Origin of the sequence: Aquibium sp. ELW1220 (assembly GCF_030398385.1) — a bacterium.
GTDB lineage: Bacteria > Pseudomonadota > Alphaproteobacteria > Rhizobiales > Rhizobiaceae > Aquibium.
Map to the genome: position 1 here is coordinate 15,112 of NZ_JAOAOQ010000024.1, position 24,119 is coordinate 39,230.

Annotated in this window: 23 protein-coding genes; 9 read left to right on the forward strand and 14 right to left on the reverse strand. The window is 67.6% G+C overall.

All coding sequences use genetic code 11. The annotated features are described in order from the left end of the window. The first annotated feature begins 57 nt into the window (after positions 1-57). A complete protein-coding gene (locus tag N1F91_RS19715; protein ID WP_289994816.1) occupies positions 58-486 on the forward strand; it encodes a MarR family transcriptional regulator in 429 nt (142 codons plus the stop codon). 7 nt (positions 487-493) lie between these two features. On the opposite strand, the gene N1F91_RS19720 is transcribed toward N1F91_RS19715, so the two are convergent. The 7 genes from N1F91_RS19720 to N1F91_RS19750 all read right to left on the reverse strand — a co-directional run bounded on the left by N1F91_RS19720 (position 494) and on the right by N1F91_RS19750 (position 8,330). After that, positions 494-1,687, reverse strand: a complete 1,194-nt coding sequence (locus tag N1F91_RS19720) for an FAD-dependent monooxygenase (protein WP_289994817.1) — start codon at positions 1,685-1,687, stop codon at positions 494-496. 26 nt (positions 1,688-1,713) lie between these two features. Next, positions 1,714-2,568 (reverse strand): fumarylacetoacetate hydrolase family protein, encoded by an 855-nt coding sequence (locus tag N1F91_RS19725; protein ID WP_289994818.1) that lies wholly within the window; start codon positions 2,566-2,568, stop codon positions 1,714-1,716. A gap of 43 nt (positions 2,569-2,611) precedes the next feature. Further along, complete coding sequence (gene gtdA / locus N1F91_RS19730) at positions 2,612-3,661, reverse strand: gentisate 1,2-dioxygenase (RefSeq protein ID WP_289994819.1); 1,050 nt, start codon at positions 3,659-3,661, stop codon at positions 2,612-2,614. 23 nt (positions 3,662-3,684) lie between these two features. After that, complete coding sequence (locus tag N1F91_RS19735; RefSeq protein WP_289994820.1) at positions 3,685-5,643, reverse strand: TRAP transporter fused permease subunit; 1,959 nt, start codon at positions 5,641-5,643, stop codon at positions 3,685-3,687. Between the two features lie 64 nt (positions 5,644-5,707). After that, positions 5,708-6,670 (reverse strand): TAXI family TRAP transporter solute-binding subunit, encoded by a 963-nt coding sequence (locus tag N1F91_RS19740; protein ID WP_289994822.1) that lies wholly within the window; start codon positions 6,668-6,670, stop codon positions 5,708-5,710. 130 nt (positions 6,671-6,800) lie between these two features. After that, positions 6,801-7,466 carry an NADPH-dependent FMN reductase gene (locus N1F91_RS19745; protein WP_289994823.1) on the reverse strand — a complete coding sequence of 222 codons (666 nt, stop codon included), beginning with the start codon at positions 7,464-7,466 and terminating at the stop codon, positions 6,801-6,803. A gap of 9 nt (positions 7,467-7,475) precedes the next feature. Next, positions 7,476-8,330: an SDR family NAD(P)-dependent oxidoreductase gene (locus tag N1F91_RS19750; RefSeq protein WP_289994824.1), complete on the reverse strand. Its 855-nt coding sequence runs from the start codon at positions 8,328-8,330 to the stop codon at positions 7,476-7,478. Positions 8,331-8,515: 185 nt separating this feature from the next. Here N1F91_RS19750 and N1F91_RS19755 point away from each other — a divergent pair, with 185 nt between their 5' ends. Continuing rightward, positions 8,516-9,202 (forward strand): GntR family transcriptional regulator, encoded by a 687-nt coding sequence (locus tag N1F91_RS19755; RefSeq protein WP_289994825.1) that lies wholly within the window; start codon positions 8,516-8,518, stop codon positions 9,200-9,202. Positions 9,203-9,233: 31 nt separating this feature from the next. On the opposite strand, the gene N1F91_RS19760 is transcribed toward N1F91_RS19755, so the two are convergent. After that, on the reverse strand, positions 9,234-10,406 hold the full coding sequence (locus N1F91_RS19760) for an LLM class flavin-dependent oxidoreductase (RefSeq protein WP_289994828.1): 1,173 nt from the start codon (positions 10,404-10,406) through the stop codon (positions 9,234-9,236). Beyond that, entirely contained in the window at positions 10,406-11,182 is a 777-nt protein-coding gene (locus N1F91_RS19765) for an alpha/beta hydrolase (RefSeq protein ID WP_289994830.1), read from the reverse strand. The genes N1F91_RS19760 and N1F91_RS19765 overlap by 1 nt, the downstream gene beginning before the upstream one ends. A 242-nt stretch (positions 11,183-11,424) precedes the next feature. On the opposite strand from N1F91_RS19765, the gene N1F91_RS19770 reads away from it, so the two are divergent. Both N1F91_RS19770 and N1F91_RS19775 read left to right on the forward strand, forming a co-directional pair. Beyond that, entirely contained in the window at positions 11,425-12,213 is a 789-nt protein-coding gene (locus N1F91_RS19770; protein WP_289994832.1) for an SDR family NAD(P)-dependent oxidoreductase, read from the forward strand. 23 nt (positions 12,214-12,236) lie between these two features. Then, positions 12,237-12,776 carry a VOC family protein gene (locus N1F91_RS19775; RefSeq protein WP_289994833.1) on the forward strand — a complete coding sequence of 180 codons (540 nt, stop codon included), beginning with the start codon at positions 12,237-12,239 and terminating at the stop codon, positions 12,774-12,776. Positions 12,777-12,825: 49 nt separating this feature from the next. On the opposite strand, the gene N1F91_RS19780 is transcribed toward N1F91_RS19775, so the two are convergent. The 5 genes from N1F91_RS19780 to N1F91_RS19800 form a co-directional block, all read right to left on the reverse strand. After that, complete coding sequence (locus tag N1F91_RS19780) at positions 12,826-13,395, reverse strand: NAD(P)H-dependent oxidoreductase (protein WP_289994834.1); 570 nt, start codon at positions 13,393-13,395, stop codon at positions 12,826-12,828. A 211-nt stretch (positions 13,396-13,606) separates the two neighbouring features. Continuing rightward, positions 13,607-14,059: a L,D-transpeptidase gene (locus tag N1F91_RS19785; protein ID WP_289994914.1), complete on the reverse strand. Its 453-nt coding sequence runs from the start codon at positions 14,057-14,059 to the stop codon at positions 13,607-13,609. Positions 14,060-14,210: 151 nt separating this feature from the next. Then, positions 14,211-16,073: an ice-binding family protein gene (locus tag N1F91_RS19790; RefSeq protein WP_289994835.1), complete on the reverse strand. Its 1,863-nt coding sequence runs from the start codon at positions 16,071-16,073 to the stop codon at positions 14,211-14,213. A 556-nt stretch (positions 16,074-16,629) separates the two neighbouring features. Further along, the gene (locus tag N1F91_RS19795) at positions 16,630-17,805 is read right to left on the reverse strand and encodes an alpha-hydroxy acid oxidase (protein ID WP_289994837.1); all 1,176 of its coding nucleotides are present in this window, start codon (positions 17,803-17,805) and stop codon (positions 16,630-16,632) included. A gap of 4 nt (positions 17,806-17,809) precedes the next feature. After that, positions 17,810-18,418 carry an XRE family transcriptional regulator gene (locus tag N1F91_RS19800; RefSeq protein ID WP_289994839.1) on the reverse strand — a complete coding sequence of 203 codons (609 nt, stop codon included), beginning with the start codon at positions 18,416-18,418 and terminating at the stop codon, positions 17,810-17,812. Positions 18,419-18,714: 296 nt separating this feature from the next. On the opposite strand from N1F91_RS19800, the gene N1F91_RS19805 reads away from it, so the two are divergent. From N1F91_RS19805 to N1F91_RS19825, 5 genes are all read left to right on the forward strand, one after another. Then, positions 18,715-19,749 (forward strand): TRAP transporter substrate-binding protein, encoded by a 1,035-nt coding sequence (locus tag N1F91_RS19805; protein WP_289994840.1) that lies wholly within the window; start codon positions 18,715-18,717, stop codon positions 19,747-19,749. Positions 19,750-19,817: 68 nt separating this feature from the next. Then, a complete protein-coding gene (locus tag N1F91_RS19810; RefSeq protein WP_289994841.1) occupies positions 19,818-20,333 on the forward strand; it encodes a TRAP transporter small permease in 516 nt (171 codons plus the stop codon). A 9-nt stretch (positions 20,334-20,342) separates the two neighbouring features. Continuing rightward, entirely contained in the window at positions 20,343-21,647 is a 1,305-nt protein-coding gene (locus N1F91_RS19815) for a TRAP transporter large permease (protein ID WP_289994842.1), read from the forward strand. A gap of 19 nt (positions 21,648-21,666) precedes the next feature. After that, positions 21,667-22,569 (forward strand): 4-hydroxy-tetrahydrodipicolinate synthase, encoded by a 903-nt coding sequence (dapA, locus tag N1F91_RS19820; RefSeq protein WP_289994843.1) that lies wholly within the window; start codon positions 21,667-21,669, stop codon positions 22,567-22,569. Further along, on the forward strand, positions 22,566-23,990 hold the full coding sequence (locus N1F91_RS19825) for an FAD-binding oxidoreductase (RefSeq protein WP_289994845.1): 1,425 nt from the start codon (positions 22,566-22,568) through the stop codon (positions 23,988-23,990). The genes dapA and N1F91_RS19825 overlap by 4 nt, the downstream gene beginning before the upstream one ends. Positions 23,991-24,119: the final 129 nt, after the last annotated feature.

The following is a 24,119-nucleotide window of genomic DNA, read 5'->3' on the forward strand; positions in this document are numbered from 1 at the left end:
ACCTCCGGATCCGTCCCGGACCAGTCTCGGCGCTGCCGGCCGACAGGGGAGAACACGATGCAACTCGCCGCGATGGCCGGTCACGTGATCCGACGCCTGCACCAGGTCTCCACCCAGGTGTTCCTCCGGCAGGTCCAGGCCGCCGGCTACGACCTGACGCCGGTGCAGTTCGCGGCGCTGGAGGCGTTGAAAACCCATCCGAAGATCGACCAGGGGCAGTTGTCGGCGCTGATCGCCTATGACCGGGCGACCATCGGCGGCGTCGTCGACCGGCTGGAGCAGAAGGGCCTGGTGACGCGCGAAATCAGCCGCCGCGACCGGCGGGCGCGCGAGGTCAGCCTGACGCCGGAGGGACTGCGCATCTATGCCGAGATGCTGCCGATCGTGCGGCGGCTTCAGGCCGACATCCTCGCGCCGCTCGACGAAGCCGAGCGCGAGCAGTTCATGGCGCTGGCGCGACGGGCGCTCGGCGGCGCCGCGGACTGAGCCCGCTTCAGGCGTCCAGCAGTTCGACCGTGGTCGGATCGTAGGAGAACAGCCAGGCAGAGCGCTCGGCGTTCATGTCGCGCTTGTCGAAGGCGGCGCGCAGGGCGGCCACGTCGGGCAGGTGGAAGAGCGCGCGGTTGGCGCGCGATTCGTTGACGATGCGGGCGGTGCGGTCGACGCGGTTTCGCTGATAGAGCGCGATCGCGGCGGGGATGCCGGGTCCGCGAGCCAGGGCCCGCGCCAGCACCGCCGCGTCTTCGACGGCCATCGCGGCGCCCTGCGCCATGTAGGGCAAGGTCGGGTGCGCGGCGTCGCCGAGCAGCGTCACCCGCGCCGTGCTCCAGTCGCGGATGGGCTCGCGGTCGCGCAGGGCCCAGCGGAAGCACTGGTCGCGGTCGGCCTGGTCGATGATCGTCGTGATCATCGGATGCCAGCCGTCGAAATCGGCGCGCATTTCGGCCCAGGGCCGCGGCGTGGTCCAGGATTCGTCTTCCCACTGCGCGTGCTCGACGCAGCCGACGAGGTTCATCAGCGTGCCGCCGCGCAGGGCATAGGTGACGGCGTGGCGGCCGGGGCCGGCCCAGATGTCGGTGGTGCGGGAGCGGTGCTCGGGCGGCAGCCGGTCCATCGGCACGACGACCCGCCAGACGGCGTCGCCGGTGTAGGCCGCCTCGGTCGGTCCGGCGATGCCGCGGCGCACGACCGACCTGATGCCGTCGGCGCCGATCAGCGCCGCGCCGCGCTCGGTCGAGCCGTCGGCCAGCGTCACGGTCACGCCGTCCCCGTCCTCGGCGAAGGAGGCGACCGCGCTGCCGGTGCGGACGGCTGCGGGATCGAGGCTCCTGACCTTGTCGACCAGCAGCCGGTGCAGGTCGGCCCGGTGGATGGTCACGTAGGGCACGCCATGGCGTTCGCGATATCCGGTGCCGAGCGGGATCGTCTGCAGGACCTCGCCGCTGTCGAAGATGCGGAAATGATAGGCGTCAGGCAGGACGCCCGCCGCCTCGATGGCGTCCATGAGGCCGAGCGACCGGTAGACCCGGCCGGCATTGGCGCTAACCTGGATGCCGGCGCCGACCTCGGCGAGCACCGAAGCCTGCTCGAACACGGCGACCTCGAACCCGGCCTGGAGCAGGGTGGCCGCGGCGGTGAGACCGCCGATGCCGCCGCCCGCGACCAGGATGCGCCCCGTTTCCGCCATGCCCGTCGCCCCTCCCGGTTCCTGCCCTACCCCGCGACCGCGACCGACATTTCGCCGATCTCGTCGATCCAGGCATGCATGGTGTCGCCGGGCGCCACCGGCGCGACGCCCTCGGGCGTGCCGGTCATGATGACGTCGCCGGGGTAGAGCGTGTAGGCCTTGCTGGCATAGGCGATCAGCTTCTGGACGTTCCAGATCAGCAGGCCGGTGTTGGACTTCTGGCGGCTCTCGCCATTGACCTTGATCTCGAAGTCGAGGTTGCCGGGATCGCCGATCTCGTCGGCGGTGACGAGGTGCGGGCCGAAGACGGTGAAGGTGTCGAGCGACTTGCGGAAGGAGCGGTCCTCGGTGCCGCGGATGGTCATGTCGAGGCCGATCATGTAGCCGGCGACGTGGGAGAGCGCATCGGCCTCGGCGATGCGGAAGCCCTTCCTGCCGATCACCAGCGCCAGTTCGATCTCGTGGTCGATGCGCCGGTCGGGCCAGTCGGCCACCACGGCCTCGCCCGCGCCGATCATCGAGCTCGTCGCCTTCAGGAACACGCCGTAGTCGGCGATGGTCTTCACCTGAGTGCCGAAGTTGATCTGCGTGTCGGCACGCGATTCGTCGAGGTGGAGCTGGTAGTTGACCGGCGCGGCGACGATCTTGCCGGGATTGGCGACCGGCGAGAGAAGGCTGACCGACGAGACGGGCACGCCGGGCACCGTGTCGGCCATGGCGTCCATGCGGGGGCGCAGGCTGTCGAGGTGATTGAAGAAATGATCCCCGCGCGGCACCGGCCACTTCAGCGGCGGCAGGTGGTCCAGGACGGGCGTGACGTCATGGACGAGGGACCCACGGACGACACCGAGGCGGTCATCGTCGAAGCGGCAGAAACGCATGTGTTCTTATCCTTGCAGTCGATCGGGTCGTGTTGTTCTTGAATCAGCGTCCGCGTTCCTCGCGCCACAGCCCGAGCTTTTCCTGGGCAACGCGGTCGGAGAAGCAGAAGAGGAAGGAATCCTCGGTGGCGGTGTAGCTGCGCCAGGTCCAGCCGGGCGCGACGGCGACGTCGGAAACCGACAGGTCGAAGCTCCTGTCGCCGATCGAGGCGGTCAGCGCGCCTTCGGCCAGCGCCATGACGATTCCGTCGGTCGAGCGTATCGGCTGCGTCTGGAAGCCCTTCGGCAGATACGTCATCCACGCGGCCATGGTGGGCATCGCCCAGCCGCCGTCGAGCGGATTGGCGTAGCGCAGCGTCACCGCTTCGTGCGCGTCCGGCGCCTCGCCCTTCGAGGCGGCGACCAGCGCCTCGCGGGTGCGCTCGTAGGGGTAGTTGAAGATCGGCGTCGTCAGGCCGTAGCGGCTTTCGGGCTTCAGCGGCAGCAGGCCGGAGCCGAAACGGGCGAGCGCGTCGCCTTCGGGGCGGACGATCGACTGGCGCTCATCGTTGTAGTGTTCGTTGAAGCCCGCCTCGAAGAAGGAGACCAGCGGCAGGTCGAGCCCGTCGAGCCAGGCACAGGGGTCGGAGCCTTCGTTGCCATGGTCGTGATAGGCCCAGGACGGGGTGATGATGAAGTCGCCGCGGCGCATGGTGGTGCGCTCCCCGCCGACCTCGGTGAAGGCGCCCTTGCCTTCCAGCATGAAGCGCAGCGCCGACGGCGTGTGGCGGTGCGCCGGCGCGGTCTCGCCCGGCATGATCAGCTGCAGGCCGGCATACATGGTGGCAGTGGCGCGCGACTGGCCGGGCATGGCGGGGTTTTCCAGCACCAGCACGCGGCGCTCGGCTTCCTTCGCGGTCAGGAGATCGCCCGATTCCATCAGGAGCGGGCGCACGTCGGCATAGCGCCAGCGGTGCGGCGCGGCCTTCGACTTCGGCTCGTTCGGCAGGAGGCCACGCAGCACCTCCCACAGCGGGGCGAGGTTCTGCGGCGCCAGCCTGTCGTAGAATTCCTTGCGCTCGGCTTCGGTGGAGCTTGCGGGGGCGGTGCTCATGGTTCTTCTCCCAATGCAGGGGCCTATTCGGCCGCGATTTCCCGGGTCAGGGCGCGCGCATTGCGGCGCCCCGCGAATTCGGCGAGCAGCACGGCCGCGGCGATCGCGCCACCGGCGAGGTTGGCGATGGTCGACCACCAGGCCATCTCCACCGGGATCAGCAGCAGCGCACCGCAGACGATGGAGGCGAGGCGGATCAACCCGCTCATGCGGCGCAGGCCGTAGCCGATCATGCCGGCCGAGACGAACCAGACGCCGATCGCGGCGGTGGTGATCGACAGGACGGTGTCGAGCCAGGAACCGCTCTGCAGGAGCAGGCTCGGCGAGAAGACGAAGAGGAACGGCACGATGTAGGCCGTCCAGGAGAAGCGCATCGCCAGCCAGCCGGTGCGCATGGGATCGGCCTTGGCGAGGTTGGCGGCGAAGAAGGCGGCGATGGCGACCGGCGGCGTCACGAAGGACATCATGCCGAGGTAGAGGATGAACATGTGCGCGGCCATCGGCGAGACGCCGACCTCGACCAGCGCCGGCACGATCAGCACCGCGAGCAGCACGTAGACGCCGAGCGTGGGCATGCCCATGCCGAGCACGATGCACAGCACGGCGGCGATGAGGAGCAGGAAGAAGACGTTGCCCGCGCCGATGTTCACCAGGAAGACGGTGAGCGCGAAGCTGAGGCCGGTGATCTGGAGGATGCCCATGATGAAGCCGGCAGCGGCCGAGATCATGATGATGTCGGCCGACGACACGCCGGTGCGCACGAGGCAGTTCCAGATCTCGCGCGGGGTGAGGCGCTGGGTTCCGTAGCCGAACAGGATGCCGATGACGATGACGGCGATGCAGGCGTAGATCGCCGCGTTCTCCGGCTCGCGGTTCTGCCAGAACAGCGCGTAGACGAGGACCGCGAAGGGCAGCAGGAAGAGCCAGCCCTTGGCGAGCGACTTGAGGATGTTGGGGATCTCGCTGGCCGGAACGCTGAGGATGTTGCCCTTCGCCGCTTCCAGGTCGGCCTGGATGAACAGAGCGAGGTAGTAGAGCAGCGACGGCACGGCAGCGGCGATGGCCACCTCGGCGTAGGAAATCTGCAGGAAGTCCGCCATCAGGAAGGCGACCGCGCCCATCACCGGCGGCATCAGCTGGCCGCCATTGGAGGCGCTCGCCTCGACCGCCGCGGCGTGCTCGGGCTTGAAGCCCGACCGCTTCATCATCGGGATGGTGACGACGCCGGTGGCCAGGATGTTGGAAACGACGATGCCGTTGATCGAGCCGAACAGGGACGAGGCCATGATCGAGATCTTGGCGGCGCCGCCGCGGAAGCGGCCCATCAGGGCAAGCGAGATGTCGTTGAAGAAATTGGCGCCGCCGGACGATGACAGCAGCTGGCCGAAGAAGACGAAGGGCACGACGACGGTCACGCCGATCAGAAGCACCAGCCCGAACAGGCCGCTGGTGTCGAGGCCGAGATAGACGACCATGTCGTTGACGTCGACTTCGCGGGTCTGCAGATCGCCGCCGACATGGTGGCCGACGAGCGCATAGGCGAAGAAGACGAGGACGGTGATGACCAGAGGCCAGCCGGACGCGCGGCGCAGGCCTTCCATCACCAGCAGAAAGAGCAGCCAGGTGACGATGAGCACGTCCCACGGCGCGTTGAAGAACTCGCCGAGCATGCGGGGATAGGACCAGCCCATGTAGAGCCCGATGCAGAGCGAGACCGCAGCCAGTGCCCAGTCGTACCAGGGCACCGACACGCGCGGCAGGTTCGTGCGGCGGAAGGGCCGCACGATGAAGACGAGGGCCATGGCCAGACCGAGCACGACGGCCAGGAACTGCTCGGCAAGGAAGTTCAGACCGACGAGCCTGTACAGATCGGCGCCCCAGGCGATGCCGGCAAGGCCGAGGGCGGCCCCGAGCACGGTGCTCGCGACCCCCACGATGCCAACCTTCGGCGCTTCCAGTTCGAGTTCTGCCTCGGTGTTCATCTGCACTTCGTTCCCGGCCGGCCCTGTGTCTGATGGAGGTGGACGGCTTACGCCGGTTCCTGCCTCACTCGCCCTTCCAGATCCCGACTTCCTTGTAGTAGCGGATCGCGCCGGGGTGGTAGGTGACGTCCTGCTGCTGGACGGCGAGGTTGTCGGGGTTCATGGCGTTGAAGGAGGGGTGGGCCGCGACGAGGCCTGCCTTGTTCTCGTGGATCGCCTTGACGGTCTTGTAGACGGTCTCCTCGTCCACGTCTGCGCTGACGGCCACCGTCATGGCGTACTGCATGAGGTTGGTGTCGCCGATGACGCCGTTGAGGTGCGGCAGCGGCGCCTGCGCGGCGACGGTGTATTCGGGACGGATCGAGGCCATCGCCTTCTTGGCGTCCTCGCTGTCGTCGAGGCTGAGGAACTTGATGCCGACCGCGGCGTCCACTTCCGCCATCTTCGGGGCGCCGACGGCGAAGACCGTGGCGTCGAGGCGGCCGGACTTGAAGTCGTCGGCGGCGCGCAGCAGGTTGGCGGTCGGCACGCCGTCGGTGTCGTCGAGCGACAGGCCGGCAGTGGCGAGGATGGCGTTGGACAGGGCGATGCCCTGCGGGAAGCCCTGCCAGCCGATCGGGAAGCGCTTGCCCTTCAGGTCGGCGACCGAGTTGATGCCGGAGTCCTTGCGGACCAGCACGCCGACCTTGAACGGGAAGACGGTGACGGCGAGCTGCAGCTTGTCGAGCGGCTTGCCCATATGCTCGTCCTTGCCGCGAACGGCGATGCCGACCTCGTCGTTGGACATGAAGGTGAAGGCAGCCTGGCCTGCCTGCACGGCGCCCATGGAGGCGGCCGGGGAGTTGAAGGTGACGACGCGCATCTGGATGCCGGCGGCGTCCTGCACGACCTTGGCGATGGCCTGTGTCTGCACGTTGTTGATGGAGCCCGGCGGCAGCGTCGAGATCGACACGGTCTGGGCGGCGGCGGCACCCGTCAGGATGAGCCCGGCAGCCAGCACGGCTGCCCGTTGAAGCAGATGTTTCACGATCGTTTCCTCCCTTTGTCCCGCTCCTGCGGGGTTCACTGCGCTCCAGCCGGCGATGCGCGCGGTTTGTCCTCCCCGCTGTCCGCCGTCTGGCATTCCCCGTCCGGCGCGGCGACGCGCCGGACGTCGATCAGGTTCCGACTGCGGCCAGCAGCCGGGTGGTGTCGCGTCCCTCGCTCATGAGCTGCTGGGCGAGCGCGAAGCCGTGCACCTGGCGGGCCACGGTTTCGAGCTGCCCGGCGACCTCGGCATTGGCCGGAAGTCCGTTCTCGAAGGGGCGGTTCTGCCCGTTGAGGGCGGCGGCGAACGGGGTCGGCCAGCCGCGCAGGGCGTGCACGATCGAGCGCACCCCGACCAGCGTCGTGCCGAGCGCCTGCGCGCCATAGGCGCTGACGATGATGCCGATGGCGCGGCCGTCGAAATAGGGCCGGTGGTCGCCGCGCATGTCCTCGACATAGTCGAGCGCATTCTTGATCACGCCGGACATGCCGCCGTGATAGGCCGGCGTGGCGATGACGATGCCGTCGGCGCGGCGCAGCGACTGCACCAGCCGCCGGGCCGAGGGGCTGCGATGTTCGTCCGACGGGTCGTACATCGGCAGGTCGAGCAGCGGACCGACGATCAGCTCGGTGGTCGCGCCCATCTCGGCGATCATGCCCATCGTATAGCGCAGCGCCGTCTCGGAGGACGAGCCGATGCGGGTCGTGCCGCCGATGCCGACGATGTGCGGGCGGCGCGCGCCGCCGTCGGCCTGGCCGTATCCGTGCATGGGCGTGGTGGCGATGGTGTCGAGCATGCGGTTCTCCTATTCGGCCGCAGCCGCCGCGCCGGCGGCCACGGACGGTTGCGCCTTGGCGAAGGCGGCGTCGATGGCGGCATGGCGCCGGTCGAGCCACTCTTTCGTCTCTGGGTGCGTGAAGATGTAGAAATCGTCCGCCTCGATGGCGGCGGCGACGCGCTCGCCGATCTCGTCCGGCTGCATCTGGCCCTTGATCAGGTCGCCCATGAAGTGGTTCTGCGGCCGCACCGTGGCGCCGCCGAGCCGGTCGGGACGGCTGCGCTCGGACAGATGGATCTTGGTGTCGACGGCGGCAGGCGCGAGGATCGAGATGCCGATGGGCGTGCCTTCCAGCTCGTTGCGGAGACCTTCGGACAGCGCCACGACGGCGTATTTCGTCATCGAATAGGCGCCGGTCAGGAAGTTCGGGTTGACCTGGAAGCCGCCGATCGAGGCGGTGTTGACCATGTGCGCAGGCCGCCCGGAGGCCAGCATGCGCGGGATGATCGCCTGGATGCCGTTGATGACGCCGTGGATGTTGACGCCGATCACCCAGTCCCAGTCGGCGGCGCTGATCTCGTGCAGCGGCACGCCGTGCATGGCGATGCCGGCATTGTTGCAGGCGATGGCAAGGGGTCCGAAGGCCTGCTCGACGGCTGCGACGGCGGCTTCGACCGAGGCGCGGTCGGAGACGTCGACACGAAACGCCTGCGCCGTGCCGCCCTCTGCCTCGATCAGGCGCACCGTCTCGGCCGCATCCGCCTCGCGGATGTCGCAGACGCCGACCCGGACGCCACGGCGCGCGAAGCTCATGGACATGCCGCGTCCGATGCCCGATCCGCCGCCCGTGACGAGGGCTGCCATGCCCGCTTCGATCTTCATGGGGTTCTCCTCCCGGCTTGCGCCGTCGACATTCTTGCATACCAGTTGCGGATCGGCGACGAGACATTTGGCTTCGTCATCCGATTTCGGCGGGGGATCGTATACAGGGACCAGAACTTGCAGGGTCCGTCCGTCGTATGCCAAACAACCTTCGAAACCTTCCGACGGAGCGGAGCCGGCGCAGCATGACGAACCAGGACACGGCCGGGATCCGCGACGGCGAGGCGAGCGGCGCCGTAGAGACCGCCTACCGCTTCATCCGCACGGCGATCATCACCGGCGAGCTGACCTCCGGCGAGACGCTGCAGGAGTCGCGGCTGGCGGAGCGCATCGGCGTCAGCCGCACGCCGGTCCGCGAGGCCCTGTCGCGGCTGGCCAGCGAAGGGCTCGTCGTTCTGGAGCGCTACCGCCGCGGCCAGGTCGCCAGCTTCTCCCAGGCCGACGTCGCCGAGGTGTTCCGGCTGCGCGGCAAGCTCGAGGGGCATGGTGCGCGGCGCGCCTGCCGCCGGATCACGGCCGCCGACATCGCGCGGCTGGAAGCGGTGGAGGACGAGATGGAGGCGGTCTTCGCCGAACTCGGCTGGCACCGCCACCTGACGCGCTTCGACGAGTTGAACAACGAGTTCCATGCTATCATCGCCCGGGCGGCCGACAGCCCGCGGCTGGAGCGGATCCTGGCGTCGTCGCTGGAGCTGCCCGCCTCGATCTTCAACTATTACATCGAGCCGCTCGACGAGCGCACGAAGCGCACGCACCGCCAGCACCGCGAGATCATCGCGGCGCTCAAGGCGCGCAATCCCGACTGGGCCGAAGCTGCGATGAGCGCTCATCTGTTCTCGATCCTCAACGATCCGGCTCCCGACCCGGAGTGACGCGACGCCACTCCGGACCGGGGCAGAGGGTCTATTCTGCCGCGACCTGCGTCTTGGCGACGCTCTGGCGGTCGCGCAGCCAGGGCATGACGGCGGTGGCGTAGAGTTCCATGTTCTTGCGGGTGAGCTCGGCGGGCAGCGTGCCGAACTGCAGGAGCGTCAGCAGATGGCCGAAGCCGATCTCGCTCTGGTACTGCTCCAGCTTCTGGCGGACCGTCTCCGGGCTGCCGCAGATGAACATGCCCTTGTCGATGACGTCGTCGATGGTTTGCTGGCCGCCGATCGACGACTTCGCCTTCATGACGCCGAGCATCGATTTCAGGGACAGGTATCCCGGGGGCAGCAGCATCTCCTTGGGCATCCGCAGGAACTTGTTGAGGAAGTTCTCGATGTGCGGCTTGGCCTCGCGGCGCGCGATCTCGTCGGTCTCGGCGACGTAGAGCGGCACCGACCAGCCGAGCTGGTCCTCGGTCGCCTCGTAGCCGTGCTCGGCCGCCATGTCCTTGTACATCTGCATGTACTTCGCCAGCATCGCCACCGGCGTGAAGGTCTGCAGGTAGGTGTAGCGGCGGTCCGGGTGGGAGGCCCATTCGATGGTCTCCGACGAGCCCTGCGAGGGAATCCAGATCGGCGGGCGCGGCGTCTGGTAGGGGCGCGGCCACAGGTTCACATATTCGAACTGGTAGTGCTTGCCCTCGAAGGCGAAGGGTCCGGTCTCGGTCCAGGCGCGGATGATCAGATCGTGCGCCTCGTGGAAGCGCTCGTGACTGTCGGCCGGGTTTGAGCTCCAGGCGTGGTACTCGGCGCCGATGCCGCGCACGAAGCCGGCGATGAAGCGGCCCTCGGTGATGTTGTCGACCATCGCGAACTCTTCCGCCACGGTGACCGGATTGTTGAGCAGCGGCAGGGCGCGGCCGAGGATGGCGATCTTGACCTTCTTCGTCCGGCGGGCGAGCGCGCCGGCCATCACGCCCGGCTGCGGCATCAGGCCGTAGGCGTTCTGGTGGTGCTCGTTGACGCAGACGCCGTCGAAGCCGAGCTGGTCGGCATATTCGAGCTCGTCGAGATAGCGGTTGTAGAGCTTGGCGCCCTTCTTGGGATCATAGTAGCTGTTGGGCAGCGTGATCCAGGCGGAGTTGTGGGTCTTGTCGTAGTCGAGATCCAGATCCGCATAGGGCATCAGATGCATCATGTAGAATTTCATCACGCTGCTCCCTGGAGAAAGTCGACGACCTTGGAGGTGAATTCCTGCGCCTTCTCGACGTGCGGAAGGTGCCCGCACTCGGGAATGATCTCGAGCGAGGAGGCCGGGATGAGGTCGCGATAGGCCGGGCCGTAGGCGGTGGGGATGAGCTTGTCGTCGTCGCCCCAGATGATGAGCGTCGGCACCGCGATGCGGTGCAGCCACTTCTTCAGGTGCGGATTGTGGAAGCGCGGGCTCCAGCCGAGCTTTGCCGTCATCAGCCGGTTCTTCAGCACCACGAGGAGTTCCTCCTCGTTGGCCGGCTGCGGCATCGCCCTGGCGATTTCCTGATTGTGGAACAGGTTCTGCGCCAGTTCCTCCGGCGACCACATGAACATGTCGCCCTTGCGCACGCCGTGCACGGTGATGCCGGCCGGGGCGACGAGGGTCAGCGACCTGATCTTCTCGCAGGACCGGGTGGCCAGTTCCGCGGCGATCCAGCCGCCGATCGAGGTGCCGACCAGATGCACCTTGTCAAGGCCCAGATGGTCGATCACGTCGAGATAGAAATAGGCGAGGTCGCCCACCGTATCGAGCCATTCCGGCGTGTCGGACGCGCCGAAGCCGGGATGCTCGGGCACGATGACGTCGTAGCGTTCGGCCAGCATGTCCATGAAGGGCAGCCAGCGGCTGGCGCCCGATGCGCCGTGCAGGAAGAGCAGCGGCTCGCCCTTGCCTCCCCGCATGATCCGGATCTTGCATCCGGCCACCGTCTCGAATGTTTCCTCGTGCGCCATGACGGTCGCGGGCCTCCCTTCGCGTCTTCTTGATCGACTGGTTCGATGCGACAAATTGTACACCTTATGATGTGATCCAGGTCAAGGCGGAATCGACGAAACCTCCGAACCAAGTTTGCTGCACCGCATCATTTTATTGATATTGCTATCGAATTTCGGAGGGGCTACAGATGATCTGGCGCGGGGTGAAGCGCGGGGATTGCATACCAAACACGTTTCTGGACAGTTTTGGGAGGGTGCCGATGGCTCTGGAGATGTTCGCGATGGGCGGCCGCGTGGCCGCCGTGACGGGGGCGGCGAGCGGGCTGGGGCTGGCCATGGCCGAGGCGCTGGCGCAGGCAGGCGCGACGGTGGTCCTGCTCGACATCGACGCGGCGGGGCTGGCGAAGGCCTGCGAAGCGATCCGGGCGGCGGGCGGACAGGCGGAGAGCGCGCTCCTCGACGTCGCCGACCGGCAGGCCATCCGCACGACGATCGACGGTATCGCCGCGCGGCACGGCCGGCTGGACGCAGTGATCGCCAATGCGGGCGTGACGGCGGGGCCCGGCTATCGCACCGAGGCGGGGCAGATCAACGCGGTGCGCGACGAGCAGTGGGACCAGGTGCTGTCGATCAACCTGACCGGCGTCTTCGTCACTATCCAGGCGGCGGCCGCGCACATGAAGCGGCAGCGGTCGGGCCGCATCGTGGCCGTGGCCTCGGTCGCGGGGCTCAAGTCGGAAGTGATGTGCGGCTATGCCTACACCGCCACCAAGGCGGCGGTGGTGAACCTGGTGCGGCAGGCGGCGATGGAACTCGCGCCCTACGACGTGATGGTGAACGGAATCGCGCCCGGCCCCTTCCGCACCAACATCGCGGGCGGGCGGATTCGGCAGCCGGAGATCGAGGCCGAGTTCGCCTCGATGGTGCCGCTCGGCCGCATCGCGACGCCCGACGAGATCAAGGGTCTGGCGATCCTGCTCACGTCGCCCGCATCGAGCTTCATGACCGGAACGACGATCCCGATCGACGGCGGGATCATGGCGAAGTAGGACCATCGCGGGAGGACGAGACGATGACCGAGACCATGACCGTGCCGTTTGCCGGGCGGCTGATGCAGACCGCCTTCACCACGGCCGACATCCGCGTCTCGATGCGCGAGATGACCGCTTCGCTCGGCATCGGCCCATGGTTCCTGCGCGAGCGCGGCGTGTTCCGGAACCAGCTCTATCGCGGGGAGAGCGTCTCCACCGCGCTCGCCATCGCCATGGGCTATGCCGGCGACATGCAGTTCGAGCTCATCCAGCAGCTCGACGATTCGCCGTCGGTCTACCGCGAGGCGGTGGAGCGGGGCGGCCACGGGCTGCACCATTTCGGCGTTGCGGCGACGGACTACGCCGCGGCGCTGGCGCACTACCGGAGCCTCGGCTTCACGCTGGTCTATTCGGCCGAGGTGGCGAACGGCGCGCGCGTCGGCTATTTCGACACGCACGGTCGGCTGCCGGCAATGGTCGAGGCGATCGAACTGCTGCCCGCCACGGAGGCGATGTTCGACCGCTTCCGGGCGGCTGCCCGCGGCTGGGACGGCAGCGATCCGGTGCGGCCGCTGGCCTGACGCCGCAGCCTGCGACGCCGGGCGAGGCGCCGGCCGGGGCCGGCGGCGTCTATCGGCCGTGGTAGAGAGAGGACTGCCGGCCGATCCAGAATTCGGTGCGCTCGAACATCAGCCGGGTGGCGTCCGCGAGGCCGTCCGGCGCATTGAAGCGGCCGTCGGCGCCGAGGTTGGCGTGCACGAAGGGAATGTTGACGCCTTCCAGCACCGGCACCATCTGCAGCGCCGCCAGCACCGGCTTCAGCGCCTGAACGGCGCGGGTGCCTGCGGCGACGCCGCCATAGCTGACGAAGCCGACAGGCTTGTACTGCCACTCGTTGTGCAGGTAGTCGATCGCGTTCTTCAGCGAGGCCGGGAAGCTGTGATTGTATTCCGGCGTGACGAAGACGAAGCCGTCGGCGCGGGCGACGCCGGCGCTCCAGCGCTTGGTGTGCTCGTGGACGTACTGGCCGAGGCGCGGATGCTTCGGCTCATCGAACATCGGCAAGGCCACGTCCTTCAGGTCCACGAGTTCGACCTCGGCGCTGCCGCGGGCGCGACCGACCTCGAGTACCCAGTCGGCGACGCTCTGGCCGATGCGGCCTTCCCGCGTGCTGGCGACGACGACCTGAATGAGTGGCATGGCGTTTCCTTGTCCGGGATGGGAGGTGGCGGGCCGGGTTTGACGCCTGCGGTCCTGCCTGCGTCCCCAGGCCACATGATGGGCCGGGGGCGATACAAGCGCAGCCTGCCGCGCGAGGCAAGCGCGATGTTCGGCCCGGACACACCGTTCACGAAACGGCTTGCCGTCGACGAGCGATGGCGAGAGACGCTGCCAGCGCCGTGGCTTCAGGTCAGTGCGTCACCACCACCCGCGTGCCGACATGGACGCGACCGTAGAGATCGAGGATGTCGTCGTTCTGCATCCTGATGCAGCCATAGGAGACGAAGCCGCCGATCGAAGCGGGCCGGTTGGTGCCGTGGATGGCGTAGGAGCCGCCCGAGAGCGTCATGGCGGCGGCGCCCATCGGATTGGCGGGAGAGCCGCTGGCGATCACCGCCGGGAGGTTCGGCCGGTCGCGGCGGATCTCGGCGGGCGGAGCCCAATGGGGTCTGATGAACATGCCGTCGATGCGGGACGTGCCCGACCATTGCGCACCGGCGCGCCCGACCCCGACCACGTAACGCAGCGCCCGGCCATGGCCGAGAACCAGGTAGAGACGACGCTCGCTGGTGCGCACCACGATCGTGCCTGCCGCCATCCCGCCTTCGAACTGCACGACGTCAGGCGCGGACGCGCGCGCCATGGCTGTCGGCGGAGCGACGAACAGGAGCAGGATCGTCAAGATGACTGCTGCGGAGCGATATGAGATGATCATGACTATGTTCATACATAGCGTTCATCATGACTATCGCAACGGAATAGGGAGAATGCAACCTATCGGTTGATTTAACGGATCACCAGGCGTAGCCGACCTTGACGTTGCCGGAATAGATCTGGGTGTTCATGCCAAGCTTGCCGGACGCCGATCCGGCGACGTAGAGGCCATTGTGGAAGCCGAGCCCGACGCCTGCCGACACGAGGAGTGCGTGTCGATCCTGCGTGGCGCCTTCGACGGTGAAATCAGAGCCCGCGATGGACTGGAAGGCGGCATCGACCGTGTTGTCGACGTCATGGTCGTAACCCCAGGCGCCGCGTGCCCGCAGGGACAGCGAGCCGGTATCGAAGGGGACGGACCACTCGGCGCCGGCGCCCAGTTCGGTGCGCAGGGACGTCGCGGTGCGCTCCTCGTAGTCGAGCGCGAAGGTGGAGACGCCCGCAACGGTGCGCTCGCTGTAGGCCGGGGTCATGAAGGCCTGGCCCCGGACCGCCGCATAGGGTGTGATCCAGCCGATCCGGTAACCGGCCTCCAGATGTCCGGCGACGTTGTGGGCGTCGAAATGCGCCGCGTACCGGTCGGTGCCGGCAATGGTGACGGTGCGCTCGGTGGTCACGTCGCTGAAGCCGTAGGCAAGCGCGCCAGCGATGTAGGCTGCGTCGAAGTCCGAGCGGGCGTGGATGGCGACATGATAGGTGTCGCTGTCGCCGCTGCCGACATCGTCGCCGAGGTCGAAGCTGGCGCCTCCGGCGGCGAAGGCGATGCCGATCCTGCTGTAGGGGTCGACATAGTGGTCGATGCCGAAGGCGACGCCGAAATCGGTGGAGGTGCGCTGGCGGCTGCCAGTCCCGTCGTCGCCGTCGATCTCGCCGCGGCTGCCATAGGCGCCGCCCCAGGCGTTCCAGCTGCGGCCGCGGCCTGCGTCGTCGCCGGCGAGGAAGGGGTCGTTGCTTCCGGCGGGTTCGAGCGGGCCGTATCCCAGCGTGCTGACCGTGCCGGGCGCGTCGGGCGTCCGGCCGGGAGGAACTGCCGCATCGGGCGGTGTCAGGCCCATGCCGCCGCCCATCACCGTGTCGAGGAAGGAATCCATCGACTGCATGCCTGTCGGCGCGACGCCGGTGGCAACCTCGCCGGACAGCTGCGCGAGCGCGTCGGCCAGCTCGGCGGGCGTCAGCGTCAGGGCCAGGATGGCAAAGCCCGACGGCAGCACGCCGCCGCCATCGACATAGGCATCCAGCGCATCGGCGACGGCCTGCGCGTTGTCGGTGGGGGGCGTGTCGTCCTCGTCGAGCACGTCCTCGAAGGAGGCGGCGTCGATGGTGCAGATGTTGATCGTGTTGGTATCGAGGGTTACCGCGCCGGTGCGGGCGAGCGCGGCACCGCAGTCGATGATGGCGCCCGTCGTCAGCGTGATGTCGGCAAGCGCGACGATCTGGCCCTGGAAAGCGGTTGTGGTGCCAAGTGTTGCCGAGGAACCGACCCTGAAGAACACGTTGCCGGCCTGGGCGTTACCGATGAGCTCGATCGAGGAGGCGCTTCCCGTGATCAGGGTCGACTCGATGTTGAAGATGAAGACCGCATTCGCGTTGCCGCCGCCGTCGAGCACCAGGGCATCGGTCCCTGTCAGCCCGGCCGAACCGCTGAAGCTATAGACGCCCGGGGTGAGGGTGAGGCCACCGAGATCCTGACCGGTCAGATTTCCGGTGCTCGGCCGCGACGCGAGGACGTTGTAGAGCGTCGTGAGATCGGCCTGCATGCGAATGGCGACTTCATCGGCGATGAAGGTCTCTCCTGTCTGGGTGAGGATGCCGTTGTCGGTGAGCGCGGAACCGGGGCTGAGGCCGATATTGCCGGTGATCGTGGTCGGACCCGTGTTGGTGATCGTCGACCCAGCGAGGATGGCGAAGCTCGGCAGCTCCTGCGCGCCTGCGTCCTGCGGCAAGATTATCACAAACGGCAGGAGCAAAAATGCAACGGTCGAGCGCGAAAATACTCGGTTTTTTCGAGTAGAGCTTCCAAAATCCGAGATCGTTAAGCAGCCGGCGTGAGATTTATGGTCACAGCTGCGTGATATACCCGCAGGCGCGGGTGTAGCGGATATAGCCAGTGTCATTTGATAATCCACCTGTCCAAGCAGGAAAATCGAAGTTGGCGACCGCGCAACGACTGTTAGACTATGACATGTCAGGCTGCGAACACGCAACTTAAGTTTCAGGGCCGGGATAAATCGACCTATACGGGAAAACGTCGTTAACAGGCTGATAACCAGACGCTTTCGATTTTTGCCGATTGGGCGGGGCGCGACGGTTCAGGTGGCGCCTTCGGGAATTCCTCATCCGGGACACTGGAACGCGATGGCGGTGATTCGCGGTGCCGGCCGCCTCGCGCGGCGTGCGGGACGACAGATCCCACCCGGCGGCTCCCGAAGCAACGCGTGCGCGGGAGACGGGCCGGCGGGTCAGCCTGGTCGCGCCGCCCGCCGCATCTCCGGTTGCCTGCTAGGGCCGGGGTCCGTGTCCGGCCGGGGTCTGCCCACCTGCGCGGCCGGTGAGCTCCCGCGGCTCGCGCAGGCCAAGCAGCCCCATCGCCGTATCCATCTCGCGCAGCAGCAGGCGCAGGATCGCGACGGCGCCGGCCTCGCCGCCGGCGGCAAGGCCCCAGAGCGGCAGGCGCCCGACCTGGACCGCCTCGGCGCCCAGCGCGAGGTATTTGAGGACGTCGGTGCCGCGCCGGACGCCGCTGTCGGCGAGGACGGCGATCCTGCCGGCGCAGGCCTGCGCGATCGCCGGCAGGCAGTCGGCCGGCGAGGGGAGACAGTCGAGATTGCGCCCGCCATGGGCCGAGACGACGATGCCGTCCGCGCCGATGGCCGCGACCTTCAGGGCGTCCTCGACCGACAGGATGCCCTTGACGATCAGCCGGCCCGTCCAGCGGTCGCGCAGGCGGGCAAGGTCGTTCCAGTCGATCGAGCCGTCGAGGCGGACCGCGTCTGCCATCGCCGGGCGGGTGACCGAGCTTCGATAGGTGTCGGGATAGTGGCCATAGGTCGGCACGCCGCCGTTCCACCAGGTGCGCCCGAACACGCCGGCGAGCCAGCGCGGATGCAGGAGCCCGTCGACGACCGCGCGGACCGATGGCTCGAACGGCACGGAGAAGCCGTTGCGGCGATTGTATTCGCGGTTCGGCGCCACCGCGGTGTCGGCGGTCAGCACGAGGCAGTCGCAGCCGGCCGCGGCGACACGATCGAGCAGGCGGTCGGTCAGCGCGCGATCGTGCCAGACATAGAGCTGGAACCAGAGCATGGCGTCGGGCGCGCCGGCGCGGATGGTCTCGATCGTGGTGATCGACTGGGTGGAGACGCAAAAGGGGATGCCGACGGCTTCGGCGGCGCGGGCGAGCTTCGTCTCGCCGTCATGCGCCACGATGCCGGCCAGCGCGGTGGGGGCGATGACGAGCGGCGCGGCGAGGTCGCGGTCGAAGAGCCGGATGGCCAGCGCTCTTTCACGGTGGCCGGTCAGCACGGAGGGCGTGAGCGTGACCGCGTCCAGGCTGGAGCGCAGGCGCTGCAGCGCCAGTTCGTCCTCGGTGCCGCGGTCGATGTATTCGAAGAGGCCGCGCGGCAGGACGCGTCGGGCGCCGCGGCGATAATCATCGGCGTTGAGCAGGGCCGGCATCGCTTCAGGAGGCCAGGACCCAGATCACTTCCGCGTCCTCGGGGCCTTCCGAGAGCCAGATGTGCGGGGTGCTGGCGTCGTAATAGAGGCAGTCGCCCGCCTGCAGCGTCAGCGGTTCGTAGATCTGGCTGTGCACGACGACGGTTCCTCCGACCACGGTCAGGAAGATCTCGGCGTCGCTGACGGGCCAGGAGTCGTAGTCGGAGGGCTTGCGCGCGGTGACGCGGCTGCGGATCGGCGTCATCTTCTTGTCGATGAGGTCGGCGCAGAGCAGCGTGTTGGCGCAGCTGTTGGACTGGTAGGCGCGGCCGCCGCTGGCGCGGGTCACGCTGCGCCGGCCGGCGAGGCTGCGCGGCGCCTCCCTGTCGGCGAGGAGATCGACGAGGTCCATCTCGTAGCCGCGCGCCACCCGCTGCAGCGTGGCGATCGTGGGCGACAGCTCGTTGCGCTCGATCTTCGACAGGGCCGAAGCCGAAACGCCGGTCTGGCGGCTGGCCTGCTGCAGCGTCCAGGCGCGCTCCTGGCGCAGCTGGGAGAGCCGTGCGCCAATGTCGATGCCTGCGCCGATGTCGGGCAGTTCCGCGTCCAGCGTGTCGACCGACCTCGAATTCATTCCTGGCTCCGGCTGGTTGGAATCGTGCGCCATGCGGGGGTATCCTCGGGTCTATACAGGCTCGGCGTGTCCGGCGGAAGCGCGATCCGACCATTCATCCACTATAGGAAACAGTTTCCACTATCCGACTTGACACACGAATGACGTTTCGTATGGTGGACGAGTGCCGAGGCGCGCGCAACGCCTCCAAGGCTCGACAAGCAACAAGACCGAGGGTGAGCTTTCTCGCCGCGCCGACTTCCCGTCGGCGTGACAGGCCGCTTGCGACCGTCGGGAACTCAAGGGGAATTTGGCAGATGACGACGCTTCTACGTAAACTCCGGGCCCTGACCGCCGTGGCCCTGATCGGTGCGGCAGCCTTCGCGGCGGCGCCCGCCCAGGCGCAGACCGTGGTTCGCTTCGGCCATGTCGACGGCGAAGGCGACCTGCTGGCCAATCCCTACTGGACCTTCACGGAAGTGTTCGGGTCGATCGTCAAGACGCAGACCAACGGCCGCTACGAGATACAGGTCTTCCCGAGCGGACAGCTGGGCGATCTGGAGTCGCTGCTGGAGCAGAACGTGAAGGGCTCGCTGCAGATCGTCGGCGGCCTCAATGCCGGCCATGTCGGCGCCTATGCGCCCGCCGCGCAGGTGCTCGAGATGCCCTATACCTTCCCGACCACGGAAGTGGCCCGCGAGGTGCTGGACGGAGCGTTCGGCAAGAAGCTCGCCGACACCATCGCCGAGCAGAGCGGCGTGCGCATCCTGAGCTACCTGCCGTCGGCGTTCCGCAACTTCTCCAACTCGGTGCGCCCGATCAAGACGCCCGAAGACATGGTCGGCCTGAAGATCCGCACGCAGCAGGTGCCGATCCACATCAAGATGGTCGAGCTTCTGGGCGCATCGCCGACCCCGATCGCCTGGGCCGAGCTCTACAGCGCGCTGCAGACCGGCGTCGTCGACGGCCAGGAGAACGCCCCCTACACCATGCTGCTGGCCAACCTGCAGCAGGTGCAGAAGTACTACACGCTCGATCACCACCTCATCAACATGCCGCTGATCACCATCAACGAGGACTTCTACAAGAGCCTCAGCGACGACGACCGGGTGATCTTCGACTACGCCTCCCGCGAGGCGACCTTCGCCATGCTCGGCATCATCGCCGCCAAGGAATCGCAGGACCTGAAGGTGATCGCGAATGCCGGCGTCGAGATCTACCAGCCGACGCCCGCGGAATTCCAGATGTTCGTCGACAAGGTGCAGCTGCCGATCGCCGAGATCCTGGCCGAGCAGGTCGGCAAGGAACTCGTCAGCGATCTGCAGGCAGCGGTGAAGGCCGCGCAGGAGTAGGCTCCGGCAATCACGGGCGCGCGCCTCCCGCGGAGGCGCGCGCCGTCACCGGCGGCGAAGGATCGCGCATGCTGAAGACCCTTGATCGTATTGCCGACGTGCTCGGCTTCGCCGCTTCCGTCGTCGCGCGGTTGCTGCTCGTCTTCGTGGCAGTGATCCTGTTCCTGCAGGTGGTGCTGCGTTACGGCTTCGGCTTCTCCCTGCCCTGGCCGGAAGAGGCGGCGCGCTACAGCATGATCTGGGTGGTGATGCTGGCCGGCAGCCTGCTGGTGAAGGACGACCAGCTCGTCCGCGTGGATTTCTTCGACAACTACTGGCCGGCGCGGCTGATGTCGTTGCGCAACGCGGTCTTCCGTGTCCTGCTCGCCGTGCTTCTCGGCGTCATGGTCTGGAAGGGGTACGAGAATGCGCAGTTCGGTGCCCGGCGCTCGGCGGTGACGCTGGGGGTGAGCTTCTACTGGGTCTATCTCTCGATCCCGGTCGGGGCGGGACTGATGATGTTCCACATGCTCGTGCTCGCCCTGCGCGACCTTCTCGGCCGGACCGAAAGTTCGGGGCCGTCCATCCTCAAAGCCGAGATCTGAGAGCGCCCGATGGATCACTCCCTGCTTGTCGTGATCGGACTGCTGCTGCTGCTCATGATCCTCGGCAGTCCCGTCATCTTCGCCATCGGCTTCGCCGGCATGGCCTATTTCGTCGTCAAGCCCGGCATGATGGGCATGCTCGACATCTACGTGCACAAGTTCTTTACCGGCATGGACGTCTTCATCTGGCTGTCGATCCCGCTCTTCGTGATCGCAGGCGAGATCATGACGTCGATCGGGATGACGGACCGGCTGCTCAACCTGTCGCGCCTGCTCGTCGGGCGGCTGCGCGGCGGCCTCGCCTACGTGAACGTGGTCGGGTCGATGCTGTTTTCGGGCGTGTCGGGCTCGGCGCTCGCCGACATCTCGGCGCTCGGCCCGGTCGAGATCAAGATGATGGAAAAGGACGGCTACCGCACCGACTTCGCCGCCGCGCTGACGGTGAGCTCGGCGATCCAGGGGCCGATCATCCCGCCGTCGATTCCGCTCATCGTCTTCTCGGCGCTGACCAATACCTCGGTGGCCGCCCTGTTCCTCGCGGGAGCAGTGCCGGGCATCCTCCTCGGGCTCGCGCAGATGGCGGTGCTGTTCGTCATGGCCCGCCGCAAGGGCTTCCCGCGCAACCCGATCCTCGACCTGTCGGTCGCGGTGGCGATGGGCATCATCTTCAACGCCTTCTTCGCCATCATCATGCCGGTCATCATCATCGGCGGCATCATCTCCGGCGTCTTCACCGCAACCGAGGCGGCGGCGATCGCGGTTGCCTATGCGACGCTGGTCGGCGTGCTCGCCTACCGCAACCTGTCGCTGAAGACCTTCTGGGGGATCCTCGACCGGGCTGCGCGGACGTCCGCCTCGGTCTACCTCATCGTCGGCTTCGCCACGATCATCAGCTGGGTGCTCGCCAACGAGCGCGTGCCGACGGAGCTCAGCGCCTTGGTCCAGGACCTGCAGCTCGAGCCGTGGATGCTGCTTCTGGCGCTCAACCTGTTCTTCCTGCTGAACGGCCTGTGGATCGGAGATTCGGTCCAGCTGCTGCTTTTTGCGCCGCTGTTCACGCCGATCCTGGCCGCCATGGGCGTCGATCCCGTGCATTTCGGCGTGATCATGGTGGTCAACGTGATGATCGGGCTGATGACGCCGCCCTATGGGCTGGCGCTCTATCTCGGCTCGTCGATATCCGGCGTGCCGCTGGGGGCGATCGTCCGGCAGAGCGTGCCGTTCCTGCTCTCCAACCTCGCCGTCCTGATGGTCATCACCTATGTGCCGGCCGTCTCCCTGACCCTCCCCCGCCTCTTAGGCTTCGTCGACTGATCCCGGGATACATACGCGCATGACACTCACCAAGGATGACCTGACCGGCCTTTTCACGGCGATCGTGACGCCGTTCGCCGACGATGGCGCGGTCGATTTCGACGCGCTGAAGGCGCTCGTCCGGTTCCAGCTCACCAGCGGCGCCACCGGCATCGTGCCGATCGGCGGGACGGGCGAGTATCCCGCCCTGTCGCGGGCCGAGCGCGCCGACGTGGTGCGGGCCTGCGTGGAGGTGGCGCAGGGCGCGCCGGTGCTGCCCGGCGTGCTCGCCACCGGGTTCAAGGATGCGGTCGAGGCCGCTCTGGATTTCCGCGCCGCCGGGGCCAGCGGCGTCATGGCGGTGACGCCCTATTATGCGGCCGGACCCCAGGACGGCATGATCGCCTATTTCCGCGCGCTGCGCGAGGAGGTCGGCCTGCCGGTGCTGGCCTACGAGATCCCGCGCCGGACGGGCGTGGCGCTGAAGGCCGAGACGATCGCCCGGCTGGCCGAGGACGGCTCGATCATCGGCATGAAATGCTCCTCCTACGACGTTCCGGAATTCATCAAGGCGATGAAGCTCGCCGGCGGTTCGATGGCGATGCTGAGCGGCGAGGAGCCGCTGTTTGCCACCCATGTCGCGCTCGGGGCGCAGGGCGGCGTGCTCGCGTCGGCGTCGGTCTATCCGCGGCTCTGGATCGAGGTCTTCCGCCTCGCCCGCGCAGGGCAGCTCGCCGCCGCGATCCGGATGCAGCAGAAGCTCGACCCGGTGATCGACACGATCTATCGTGAGACCAACCCCGGTCCGCTGAAATACTACATGAACCTCGCCGGGCTGCGGGCCGGCAGCGTGCGCCTGCCGCTGACGGGGCCGTCGGGCGAGACGCGCAAGGCGCTGGAGGAGGTCCATCTGGCGATGCGGGACATGGAAGAGGCGGCATGAGCGCATTTCTCGAGGGTCTCGGCAATGCCCTCGGTCGACAAGGCCTTCTGACGGACGACGCCGACATCGCGGCGCACGTGACGGACTTCCGCGGGCGGATGACGGGACGGGCGCAGGCGGTCGTCCTGCCTGCCAGCACCGATGAAGCGTCGGCCGTCATGCGGCTCGCCAGCGCACACGCGGTGCCGGTGTTTCCGCTCGGCGGCAATACCGGCCTGTGCTTCGGCGCGGTGCCGACGGCGGGACGGAACGGCCCGGTGGGCATCGTGGTTGGCATGCGGCGCATGAACCGGATCCGGAGCATGGACCGCGCCGGCAACGTGCTGTCGGTCGATGCCGGCGTGACGCTTTCGGCCGTGCACGAGGCGGCCGCGGATGCCGGTCGGCAGTTTCCGCTGCATCTCGGTTCGGAGGGAACGGCGCAGATCGGCGGGCTGATCTCGACCAATGCCGGCGGGACGGGCGTCGTGCGCTACGGCGCCATGCGCAGCCTCGTGGCCGGCCTCGAGGCGGTGCTGCCGGACGGCCGCATCCTCAGCGAAATGGAAGCGCTGAAAAAGAACAACACCGGCTACGAACTGCGCCAGCTGTTCATCGGCGCGGAAGGCACGCTCGGCCTGATCACCGGCGCGGCGCTGCGGCTGCATCCGCCGGTGGGTGTGCGCGCGCATGCCTGGGTGGCCGTCGCGGATCCGCAGGCCGCCGTCGATCTGCTGTCGCGGCTGCAGGAACGCTGCGGCGACGCGATCGAAGCCTTCGAGATGCTCAATGCGGCGGAGGTCGACTGCATCCGTGGCCATATCCCGCGCGTGCGCAGCGCCTTCGCCGCGACGCCGGCCTGGTCGGTGATGATCGAGCTCGGCGACGTGGATCCGGGGGCGGCGCTGCAGGCCGCGCTGGAGGAAGTGCTGGCCGAGGCGATGGAAGCCGGGCTGGTGGCCGACGCGGTGATCGCGCAGAACGAGAGTCAGGCGGCCGAGATCTGGCGGTTCCGCCATTCGATCACCGAGGCGCACAAGATCGACGGCATCGGCATCGTGCACGACACGGCCGTGCGCAATTCGGCCGTTCCCGCCTTCATCGAGGCTGCGAACGAGGCGACCGAACGACTGTTCCCGGAGGCGCGCGTGCTGGTGGTCTCGCATCTCGGCGACGGCAACGTGCATTTCACCGTGATGTTTCCCCACGCCTTCTGGAAGGCGCTTCCCGACCCCGAGGCGAAGGCGCTCGAGGTGGAGATGGCGATCCACGACGTGGCCGTGCGGCACGGCGGGACGATCTCCGCCGAACACGGCATCGGCCGCAAGCTGGTGACGGAACTCGAGCGTCTCGGCGATCCCGTCCGCCTCGCCATCATGCGCGACATCAAGCGGACGCTCGATCCCGCAAACCTGATGAATCCGGGCGCGCTGTTCGCCTGACGCCGCGCGGCCGCGTTGCAGAATCATGCGGCGTGGCCGGCAAGGTTTGCGTTAAACCAAAATTAGCAAATCCCCTGCTAAACGTTTTGTAAGGGACTCCGTCCCGAGGCCGCTCGTCTTGCAGCCTCC

Bases quoted from the DNA above. Each gene is read 5' to 3' on its own strand.
- N1F91_RS19785 (WP_289994914.1), bottom strand. From the start codon at position 14,059: ATGGCGCGCGCGTCCGCGCCTGACGTCGTGCAGTTCGAAGGCGGGATG.
- N1F91_RS19800 (WP_289994839.1), bottom strand. From the start codon at position 18,418: ATGAATTCGAGGTCGGTCGACACGCTGGACGCGGAACTGCCCGACATC.
- gtdA (WP_289994819.1), bottom strand. From the start codon at position 3,661: ATGAGCACCGCCCCCGCAAGCTCCACCGAAGCCGAGCGCAAGGAATTC.
- N1F91_RS19805 (WP_289994840.1), top strand. From the start codon at position 18,715: ATGACGACGCTTCTACGTAAACTCCGGGCCCTGACCGCCGTGGCCCTG.
- N1F91_RS19715 (WP_289994816.1), top strand. From the start codon at position 58: ATGCAACTCGCCGCGATGGCCGGTCACGTGATCCGACGCCTGCACCAG.
- N1F91_RS19780 (WP_289994834.1), bottom strand. From the start codon at position 13,395: ATGCCACTCATTCAGGTCGTCGTCGCCAGCACGCGGGAAGGCCGCATC.
- N1F91_RS19775 (WP_289994833.1), top strand. From the start codon at position 12,237: ATGACCGAGACCATGACCGTGCCGTTTGCCGGGCGGCTGATGCAGACC.
- N1F91_RS19815 (WP_289994842.1), top strand. From the start codon at position 20,343: ATGGATCACTCCCTGCTTGTCGTGATCGGACTGCTGCTGCTGCTCATG.
- N1F91_RS19770 (WP_289994832.1), top strand. From the start codon at position 11,425: ATGGCTCTGGAGATGTTCGCGATGGGCGGCCGCGTGGCCGCCGTGACG.
- N1F91_RS19735 (WP_289994820.1), bottom strand. From the start codon at position 5,643: ATGAACACCGAGGCAGAACTCGAACTGGAAGCGCCGAAGGTTGGCATC.
- N1F91_RS19765 (WP_289994830.1), bottom strand. From the start codon at position 11,182: ATGGCGCACGAGGAAACATTCGAGACGGTGGCCGGATGCAAGATCCGG.
- N1F91_RS19750 (WP_289994824.1), bottom strand. From the start codon at position 8,330: ATGAAGATCGAAGCGGGCATGGCAGCCCTCGTCACGGGCGGCGGATCG.
- N1F91_RS19745 (WP_289994823.1), bottom strand. From the start codon at position 7,466: ATGCTCGACACCATCGCCACCACGCCCATGCACGGATACGGCCAGGCC.
- N1F91_RS19755 (WP_289994825.1), top strand. From the start codon at position 8,516: ATGACGAACCAGGACACGGCCGGGATCCGCGACGGCGAGGCGAGCGGC.
- N1F91_RS19795 (WP_289994837.1), bottom strand. From the start codon at position 17,805: ATGCCGGCCCTGCTCAACGCCGATGATTATCGCCGCGGCGCCCGACGC.
- N1F91_RS19825 (WP_289994845.1), top strand. From the start codon at position 22,566: ATGAGCGCATTTCTCGAGGGTCTCGGCAATGCCCTCGGTCGACAAGGC.
- dapA (WP_289994843.1), top strand. From the start codon at position 21,667: ATGACACTCACCAAGGATGACCTGACCGGCCTTTTCACGGCGATCGTG.
- N1F91_RS19760 (WP_289994828.1), bottom strand. From the start codon at position 10,406: ATGAAATTCTACATGATGCATCTGATGCCCTATGCGGATCTGGATCTC.
- N1F91_RS19725 (WP_289994818.1), bottom strand. From the start codon at position 2,568: ATGCGTTTCTGCCGCTTCGACGATGACCGCCTCGGTGTCGTCCGTGGG.
- N1F91_RS19810 (WP_289994841.1), top strand. From the start codon at position 19,818: ATGCTGAAGACCCTTGATCGTATTGCCGACGTGCTCGGCTTCGCCGCT.
- N1F91_RS19720 (WP_289994817.1), bottom strand. From the start codon at position 1,687: ATGGCGGAAACGGGGCGCATCCTGGTCGCGGGCGGCGGCATCGGCGGT.